Source organism: Bradyrhizobium sp. (assembly GCF_036009065.1).
GTDB lineage: Bacteria > Pseudomonadota > Alphaproteobacteria > Rhizobiales > Xanthobacteraceae > Bradyrhizobium.
In genome coordinates this window covers 1-8,245 of sequence record NZ_DASYMN010000315.1, presented here as the reverse complement: position 1 = coordinate 8,245, position 8,245 = coordinate 1, and the positions used below count along the sequence as shown (strand labels likewise).

Genomic DNA, 8,245 nt, shown 5'->3' with positions numbered 1-8,245 from the left:
AAGGCTATGATGAGGGTAGGGACCGCGCGGCGGAGCGCGGGTTCCGCGATCAACAGGCGATGATAGGCAGGTTTCGCGATCGACTGCGCCAATCCCTTGATCGAATCGGATTGGACGCATGGGCTCGCCGCGTGTGCACGCGCCATGCCTTTGACCCCCTAGAACTGTCTTCTTGTTACGCCTTCGCGGGGACGACGGCGGCGTTCCTGTTTCGGACTCACTCCGCGCAAACTTCAGCGGTATGATTCTCCGTTGGACAAGATTTTTTTTGCATTAACGAATCGTTGACTCTCGACAGCGCGAAAAAAACCGATTCAAATCCCTGTGATTCGAGAGTGGCCGGGGGTTCTCTCGAACGGGTGACGATAACAATTCCAGGGGGCCAAAGGCATGGCGCGCGCACACGCGGCGAGCGCGTGCGTCCAATCCGATTCGATCAAGGGATTGGCGCAGTCGATCGCGAAACCTGCCTATCATCGCCTGTTGATCGCGGAACCCGCGCTCCGCCGCGCGGTCCCTACCCTCATCATAGCCTTCCTGATCACCATCTGCATCGGCGCCTTCGTTCAGGTGATCGATCAGAGCCGGCAGAAGCGCGCCTCGATGAAGCGCGACCTGTCGGCGCTGGCCGATCTGCTCGCCGAGCGGCTCGATCGTATCGGCACGATCCGGCCGGACCGCGCTGCGTCGGTGGAGCGGCTGCAGAAATTGCTGCCCGATTTCATTCCATCATGGGGCATCGCGGCGGGACGCCACGTCCTCGTCACGGGTGCCGATGGGCAGATTCTCGCCCGCGTCCCCCTGGAAGCGGAGCTTGGCGACACCGACCGGATTCTCGACGTCATCAGCGCGGCGCAGTTGCTGACACTGCCAGGCCAGCAAGGCGGCGTCACCGACATGATCCTGCCCAATGGCGGCAGCGCGCTGGCGACCTTGCGCCTGATCAGGGCGTTGCCCGGCCAGGTCATCGTGATCCAGGAGAAGATCGAGCCGCTGTGGGGATCGGACGCGGCATTGTCGGTGACGCTGTCGGCCACCACCGGCTTCGTGGTGCTGATTCTCGGCTTTGCATTCCACTGGCAGTCCACGCGCGCGCGCGAGGGCGATCTCATCAACGACGCGGTGCGCGGCCGCATCGACACCGCGCTCAATCGCGGACGCTGCGGCTTATGGGACTGGGACCTGTCGCGCGGCCGAATCTTCTGGTCGCAGTCGATGTTCACCATGCTGGGGCTCGACAGCCGCAGCGACCTTCTGACCTTCGGCGAGGTCAACGCGCTGGTGAAGTCCGACGACATCGACCTATTCGCCATCGCCGACCAGTTGATCTCCGCGAAAATCAACCACATCGACCAGACCTTCCGGATGCAGCACACCAACGGCCACTGGATCTGGCTGCGGGTGCGCTGCGAGCTCAGCCAGGGCGCCGGCGACGGCGCGCATCTGATCGGCATCGCCGTCGATATCACCGAGCAAAAGAGCCTCGCCGAGAAGACGGTCGAAGCCGACCTGCGGCTGCGCGACGCCATTGAGACCATTCCCGAGGCCTTCGTGTTGTGGGACGCCGAAGACCGCCTAGTGCTGTGCAACTCGCATTTCCAACGGCTGCACCGGCTGCCGGACTCCGCGGTGACGCCCGGCACGTCCTATGAGACCGTGATCGAGGTCGGCAGCATGCCGGAAGTCCGCACCCGGCTGCAGGAAACCAGTGCGCAGCCGCCGGGCGCGCGCACCTTCGAGGCGCAGCTCGACGACGGCAGTTGGCTGCACATCTCCGAGCGGCGCACCAAGGACGGCGGCTATGTCTCGGTCGGCACCGACATCACCCGCATCAAGGAGCACGAACAGAAGCTGGTCGACAACGACCTTCGCCTGCGCGCCACCGTGATCGACCTCAAGCGCTCGCAAACCACGCTCGAGCAGCAGGCCATCGAGCTGGTCGACCTCGCGCAAAAATATTCCGACGAAAAAAACCGCGCCGAGGAAGCCAACCAGACCAAATCAAAATTTCTCGCCAATATGAGCCACGAGCTGCGCACGCCGCTCAACGCCATCATCGGGTTTTCCGAAGTGATGGGCAGCGGCATGTTCGGCACGTTGGGCTCGGAAAAATACGAGGAGTATTGCCACGACATCCTGACCAGCGGCCATTATCTGCTCGAGGTGATCAACGACATCCTGGACATGTCGAAGATCGAAGCCGGCCGAATGAAGCTCGATTTGGAAATGCTCGATTTGTCGAATACGCTGGCGGAATCCTTGCGCGTGGTGTCGGGGCGCGCCGACGACAAGCATCTGACGCTGGACACCGATATCGAGGGCACCATTCCGGTGGTGGCGGATCGCCGCGCGGTCAAGCAGATCATCGTCAACCTGTTGTCCAACGCGGTAAAATTCACGCCCGACGGCGGCAAGGTCACCGTCCGCTGCCGCCGTCGGCGAAACGCGGTGATACTGCTGATCGCCGACACCGGAATCGGCATCGCGCCGGAGTCATTGCGACGGCTGGGCAAGCCGTTCGAACAGGTCGAGAGCCAGTTGACCAAGACCTATCACGGCTCCGGCCTTGGCCTTGCGATCGCCAAATCGCTGGCCAATCTGCATGGCGGCTCGATGAAGCTGCGCTCAAAACTCAGCGCCGGCACCGTGGTCTGCGTCTCGCTGCCGCGCGACGCCAAGACCAGGCTTTCGGCGGCGGCTTGACCTTCCTTCCCCGCGAGCCTTCTTATTTCACCCGGAAAAAGTTCCGCTGCGCAAATCAAATTCGGGACAAAACGGCAATCGTGGTTTTTTTCCGTAATTAGACCCACATTTTTAGGGCGAGCGGCCCACCCTGGCACCGGCAGGGAACAAAAATCTGTCCGGGAACTTGTGCCAATGCCGCACCAGGCGGCGGAGGAGATTCCCGATGAAACGATTGATTCAGGCCGGCTGCATTGCCGTGGCGATTGCAGCCTCGGCGACGGCCGCTTTCGCGATGCCGCGCGTTCCCGCAAGCGCGCTTGCCATCGACGGCGGCGACGCCGCCGTGCTGGTCAAGGGCGGACATGGCCACGGCCACGGTCATATGGGCCGCGGCGGCCGAGGCCACCATTATGGATGGGGCCGAGGACGCGGTCACCACTACGGCTGGGCACGCGGTCATCATCGTCACCGCCACTATCGCTGATACCCCCGCCGGAGAGCACTTTCGGTGATCTCCGGCGCAGTCGGCGTTGCTGCGGGACTTGCAATTCCGCGGATCGTGCACGGACGAACAGTTCGTGCCAACAAGGGTGTCGTGATGCCTGGGCTTATGGGATACATGCTCGCGATCGTCATTACGCTGGGCAGCTATTTCGCCGGATTGCACTGGCTGATTCGCCCTCCCGATCCCTGGCAACCCCATGCCAAAATCGCGGCAAACACCGCGCAGCAAATTGTTGCGCGGAAACGATCGCCGGTCGTGAAGCCGGCGGAAGCTGCAAGGTCCGAACCAGCCGCCGCCAAAGAGCCGGACACCAGAATGGCGAGTGTCGAAATGCCGGCGTCGGCTGCATTCACCGAAAGCGCGCCGGCGCGGCCTTCCGAACCCGGCGTTGTGCAAGCTCGCCGGCCGGCGCAAGCGACCGCGCCGGTAGATGCACCGCAGCCTGCGCCCGCGCCGGCGCATATCATGCGCCGCGATGCACTGCCGACAAAGACCAAACCAGGTAGTCGCAAGCGCGTTGAAGCAAACACCGGCCGTAAGCTGCAACTGATGGTTCTACGGACCTATGAACGCTCCGACGGCAAACGTTTTACCCGCCTGCTGCCGCTGAACAGCGTGCGCAGTGCGATGGCGTTCTACCCGAACGACCTATGGTGACGCTCAATCCATTCCCATCTCGACGGCAATGCGGATGAGATCGGAATGGTTCTTGGCGCCGAGCTTCTGCTTCAGGAGCGACGTCGTGTTGGCAACCGTCTTATAGGAAATTCCAAGCGCCTCGGCGACCTCGACGATCTTGTCGCCGCGCGCCAGCAGCCGCAATATTTCGAGTTCGCGCGGCGTCATTTGCGACGCCGGACTGGCGCGGATCGCCGCGGCCGAGAAAGTTACGGTTTCGGCAAGATGCGGCGTGATGAAATTTTCTCCCGCAGCCACTTTCCTGACCGCCTTCACAAGCAGGCGCGGATCGTCGCCCTTCGATACATACCCCTGCGCGCCCGCTTCCACTGCACGGACGACAAAGGCCGGGTCGTCATTCATGCTGAACATGATGATTTTCGCGGCCGGATCGTCCTTCCGGATCCGCCGCATCAGTTCGAATCCGGAAAGCTCCGGCAGGTTGATGTCGATGATCGTGACGTCAGGCCGTTTGCTCAGCCACGCACGATGACCGGATTTTTCGTCGCTGGCATCGTCGATCTTTATCGAAGGGTCCGACGCGAACAACGAGCGGCAGCCGGAAACAACTACGGGATGATCGTCGACAATAAGTATTTTCATGCGTTCCGCCGCAATCATCGATAGCGCCCGAGGGCGGTGTCCAGTAGATATGCTTTTATCGCCGTCTGAACAGGCATTTGGGGGATCTTTTAGGTTAGAATAATCCGAATGTGGAAAACCTACTCGCTGCGAACCCGGCTGTGCATTTTTCTCTGCACGATGTTCCTGACCGCCCTGATTGCCGGCCTGGTTCTGTTGCGGGTTTTTGCCGCCGATCAGCTTGTCGACGAAAACGAACCCCCAGGCCGCTCGTCGGTATCGATTGCAGGCGCGCTCAATAGAGCGTTGAGTGCATCGTCCAATCCGGAAGCGACGCTTGATGCGTTCGTGGCCGAGTTGAATACCTCAGGCGCCGGCATCATCAAATTCCGCAGGACCGGCACCTCGTCACAGTCCGGCCAGGTAAACCCTGCCGCCGGCAGCACGTCGGGACGGGTTCCGGGCTGGTTTGTCCGCCTGCTAGGGCTGCCGGAACTGGCGCGTCACACGCCGATCCTGATCCGGGGCGAACGTGTCGGGGAACTGGTATTCGAGCCGGACATGATGGCCGACGTCTACGAGAAATGGATCGGCTTTCTCGCGATCGTCGCCTCCGGCGCCGCGCTCACGCTTGTCACGCTGGCGATCACCTATCTTACGGTTGATGGGGCGCTGAAACCCCTGCGCGATCTCGGAAGCGGGCTGGCGCGGCTTCGCGACGGACATTACTCCGGGAGTATCCCCTGTTCCGGTCCTCCGGAAATTCGCGAGAGTTGCGAGGCGGCCAATGAACTTGCCGCAACCCTGACGCAGCTCGATCGCGAAAATCGCGCCCTGCTGCGCAAAATGGTTTCCATCCAGGACGAGGAGCGGCGTGATATCGCCCGCGAGCTTCACGACGAACTCGGCCCGTTGCTGTTCGCGATCCGCGCCAACGTCATCGCCATGGTCGATAACGGCATGGCCGGCCAGGATGATTTGGACTCGCCGCCGCAGAAGGCGCTGCAATCCGTCGAAGCCCTGCAGTTGACCAACCGCCGCATCCTGGACCGCCTGAGGCCGATGCATATCGAGGAATTCGGTTTGCAGTCCAGCATCCAAAAACTGCTTCGCGGCGTCCGGTCGCAGGTGCCGGCGATCGAGGTGGCATTCGAAATCGATCCGGCCCTTGACGCAATCGATGCCGTGGTTTCGCAGACGGTATATCGCGTGATGCAGGAGGGAATAACCAACGTTCTGCGTCATGCCCAGGCGACCCGGATGCGTTTGAAAGCCACCGCCGCTGACGGCCAGGTTGTGGTGGAAATTTCGGACGACGGCGTCGGCATGCCGGCGGATGTCGTGATGGGCCGCGGCCTGACGGGAATGCGCGAGAGAGTACGGGCGTTGGGCGGAACGTTCGAATTGTCCCGCGGCGAGGGACGAACTTCTGTCCGCTGCAACCTGCCCTTTGCGCCTGCTGAACTGCAAACCAGCTAACTTGCCGGCGTCGCCTGGTGAGGCAGATGCCTGGTTATGCCCGGCTAGTCACCAAGAGGGCGGAAAAACATCCGAGGGCATTCGCCGTATGTCCTCTGCGACCGCCGTGCGGACGCGAACCTGCCGGTTGCTCACCTTCTGCTTTCGAGGCTTGGCCACAGCCGCGGCAGGTTGGCTGGCTGTTTTCCGAAGGTCCATGTTGGCCTGGGCATTCATGACCAACGGATTTTCTCGAACGGCAATTTCCGCAAGGTCGTCGCGGTTGGCGGGCGTCCTTTCTGTCCCCACGAAGCGAACGTCACGGGCTTGTCCCTGAACCCGCTCGCCAAGATGCGCCATGGCCCGCAGCGAATCCACCGACGTCCAGCGGTCAGAAGCCGGTGAACCTGCGGGCGTATCCCGGTCGCCCAACAGAAACAGCATGCCCAGCAGGAATGAGCCGACCAGACAGGTATAGCGGATGATGGGCACAGTTTGTCTTCCAGGATGGTTTCGGAAGAGGGCCGCCCGATTGGGCGGCTCTCTCGACGCTTTATTCAGTCCACGACCTGAACGATCCGATGCGTTCCAGGATCGACCAGTACGGTTCGATCGTTGACGACCGTGTAGCGGTACTGGGTCGTGCCGTATTCGCGGGGAACCTCGTAATAGGTGACGCCGCTGTTCGGCAGCTCGGCGCCCACGCGCACTTCGCTCTGGTAGCGATAGGACGGATGCCGCCGTTCCACGACATAGCTGCGGAAGCGCGGCCGCGCGTCGTCGGCGATACCGCCCGCAGTGGCGCCGGCAGCAGCGCCGACCGCAGCCCCGACGGGGCCGCCGACAGCGCCGCCGACGATGGCGCCCCCGACAGCGCCGGCCGGAGCTCCGCCCTGGGCCATCGCCATGGTTGAGATCGAAAGCGCCGATGCGACAACCGCGCCTGTGATCAGTGTTCGTTTCAAGCTGGCCTCCTTTTTTGTTGAGCAAAGAAGGCGAACAGCGCGGACAATCGTTGGTTCCCGTCCGATTGCATGTTTTTCCCGACAGAAAAGGACGCGGGTGTCATCCCCCTTTTGCGCGCGAAGTGTCGCGGCATCTGCCGAATTATCCCGGCCGGTTGGAACCAAACCCGCATCGCCCCGGTTGAACCGCATCCTTAACGGCGTCGAGAAAAATGTGATGAAAGCGCTATCGGGCCTTGGCCGAAACCACGTCATCGGGGCTGTTGCACTTGCGTCGATAATGGCTTTTCCGCTGATCGCAGATGCCGAGCTTGGCCGCAGTTCAGGGGCCGTCAAAGCACCGCTGGAGGTTTCGCCCGTTGCCGGCGCATCGGCGCCAACTGCAGCCGCTAGAGGGGATTCATGCGCGGATCAGCACTGGCCTTTCTTTTCGGCGGGATGTCTTCGTCAATCGACGCAGGCGGTCGAATCTCGCCTGGTGTCGATGAGCGTAGCAACCCCGGCAAATTCGGCAACAACAGTCGATGTCCCCAAGGTGGTTCGAACGGCTGATATCGTTCGGGACAATGCACCGTCCGTCCGGTTGAAAAAGCCCGCCAAGCCACGCATCGCCACCCACAAGCGCGAGCGGAGGACGCCGAACATCAATTATGCCGCCAATTTGCAGGCTGATCCCATGCCGATGCCCGGTTGGTGAGGTTGCTTGCTGGCACGTCGGACTCGCCGGCAACGAAGCCGCATTGCCGTTGCAAGACATACCCAAACGCAGACTGAATGGCAGGTTCAGAGCCCGTTCATGATTAACCACCTAAATCCGCGCCCGGGCACAGCGTGGATGGTAGGGTGGAACAAATGCCGATTTCGCGGGACGAATCCGATCCAGTTGCGACGGTCGTCGACTGGCTGGACGCGTGCAGAAGCCGGAGCATCTGCGCGTTGCTGGACCTCTATGATGAGGCAGCGACCCTCGAATGCGCATGCGACGGGCAACAGAGCCTGACCGGACGGGCAGCACTGGAAGCCTATTGGCGGCCGCGGCTGGCAGCCCCCTCTCCGGGATCCTTTGCCATGGAGGACGTGGCGGCCGACGCCGAGGGCGTGATGCTGGATTATCAGAGCCACGACGGCAAGCCGGTGCGGATCCACTTCCGCTTCAATCGAACGGGCAAGATCCTGCACACAAGATGCCGCCCACTGGGCCGTTGTGCCGTCTGACGTGCGCTGCTGCTGCGGCAGCTTCGAGACAGTGGCCCTTAGAGCCTGATCCAAAAATGTATCCGAGTCATTTCAACTACTTAGGAACGACGGTGTTGCGGGATCTGACCTCAGGCAAATCTGCAGTTATTGCGATGCTCCAACGGGTTTCAACAAG

Annotated in this window: 9 protein-coding genes; 6 read left to right on the top strand and 3 right to left on the bottom strand. The window is 61.8% G+C overall.

What is annotated here, in order from left to right:
* Window positions 1-390 precede the first annotated feature (390 nt).
* The 3 genes from VGP39_RS19475 to VGP39_RS19465 all read left to right on the top strand — a co-directional run bounded on the left by VGP39_RS19475 (window position 391) and on the right by VGP39_RS19465 (window position 3,847).
* Window positions 391-2,703, top strand: a complete 2,313-nt coding sequence (locus VGP39_RS19475) for a PAS domain-containing sensor histidine kinase (RefSeq protein WP_327569731.1) — start codon at window positions 391-393, stop codon at window positions 2,701-2,703.
* Window positions 2,704-2,908: 205 nt separating this feature from the next.
* Window positions 2,909-3,169 carry a hypothetical protein gene (locus tag VGP39_RS19470; RefSeq protein ID WP_327569730.1) on the top strand — a complete coding sequence of 87 codons (261 nt, stop codon included), beginning with the start codon at window positions 2,909-2,911 and terminating at the stop codon, window positions 3,167-3,169.
* Window positions 3,170-3,193: 24 nt separating this feature from the next.
* Window positions 3,194-3,847: a hypothetical protein gene (locus VGP39_RS19465; RefSeq protein ID WP_327569729.1), complete on the top strand. Its 654-nt coding sequence runs from the start codon at window positions 3,194-3,196 to the stop codon at window positions 3,845-3,847.
* Between the two features lie 3 nt (window positions 3,848-3,850).
* Here the strand turns inward: VGP39_RS19465 and VGP39_RS19460 are convergent, their stop codons facing one another.
* Window positions 3,851-4,471, bottom strand: a complete 621-nt coding sequence (locus tag VGP39_RS19460; RefSeq protein WP_327569728.1) for a response regulator transcription factor — start codon at window positions 4,469-4,471, stop codon at window positions 3,851-3,853.
* A gap of 108 nt (window positions 4,472-4,579) precedes the next feature.
* Here VGP39_RS19460 and VGP39_RS19455 point away from each other — a divergent pair, with 108 nt between their 5' ends.
* Window positions 4,580-5,929 (top strand): ATP-binding protein, encoded by a 1,350-nt coding sequence (locus VGP39_RS19455; RefSeq protein WP_327569727.1) that lies wholly within the window; start codon window positions 4,580-4,582, stop codon window positions 5,927-5,929.
* A gap of 48 nt (window positions 5,930-5,977) precedes the next feature.
* Here the strand turns inward: VGP39_RS19455 and VGP39_RS19450 are convergent, their stop codons facing one another.
* Together VGP39_RS19450 and VGP39_RS19445 are read right to left on the bottom strand one after the other, a co-directional pair.
* Window positions 5,978-6,400 (bottom strand): hypothetical protein, encoded by a 423-nt coding sequence (locus tag VGP39_RS19450; RefSeq protein WP_327569726.1) that lies wholly within the window; start codon window positions 6,398-6,400, stop codon window positions 5,978-5,980.
* A gap of 65 nt (window positions 6,401-6,465) precedes the next feature.
* Window positions 6,466-6,873: a DUF1236 domain-containing protein gene (locus VGP39_RS19445; protein WP_327569725.1), complete on the bottom strand. Its 408-nt coding sequence runs from the start codon at window positions 6,871-6,873 to the stop codon at window positions 6,466-6,468.
* 181 nt (window positions 6,874-7,054) lie between these two features.
* Between VGP39_RS19445 and VGP39_RS19440 the strand changes: the two genes are divergently transcribed.
* Complete coding sequence (locus VGP39_RS19440) at window positions 7,055-7,570, top strand: hypothetical protein (RefSeq protein ID WP_327569724.1); 516 nt, start codon at window positions 7,055-7,057, stop codon at window positions 7,568-7,570.
* A gap of 155 nt (window positions 7,571-7,725) precedes the next feature.
* Window positions 7,726-8,088, top strand: coding sequence for a nuclear transport factor 2 family protein (locus VGP39_RS19435; protein WP_327569723.1), 363 nt, complete (start codon window positions 7,726-7,728; stop codon window positions 8,086-8,088).
* Window positions 8,089-8,245: the final 157 nt, after the last annotated feature.

Coding starts and splice junctions, on each gene's coding strand:
- VGP39_RS19470 (WP_327569730.1), top strand. CDS start 2,909: ATGAAACGATTGATTCAGGCCGGCTGCATTGCCGTGGCGATTGCAGCC.
- VGP39_RS19455 (WP_327569727.1), top strand. CDS start 4,580: ATGTGGAAAACCTACTCGCTGCGAACCCGGCTGTGCATTTTTCTCTGC.
- VGP39_RS19475 (WP_327569731.1), top strand. CDS start 391: ATGGCGCGCGCACACGCGGCGAGCGCGTGCGTCCAATCCGATTCGATC.
- VGP39_RS19435 (WP_327569723.1), top strand. CDS start 7,726: ATGCCGATTTCGCGGGACGAATCCGATCCAGTTGCGACGGTCGTCGAC.
- VGP39_RS19460 (WP_327569728.1), bottom strand. CDS start 4,471: ATGAAAATACTTATTGTCGACGATCATCCCGTAGTTGTTTCCGGCTGC.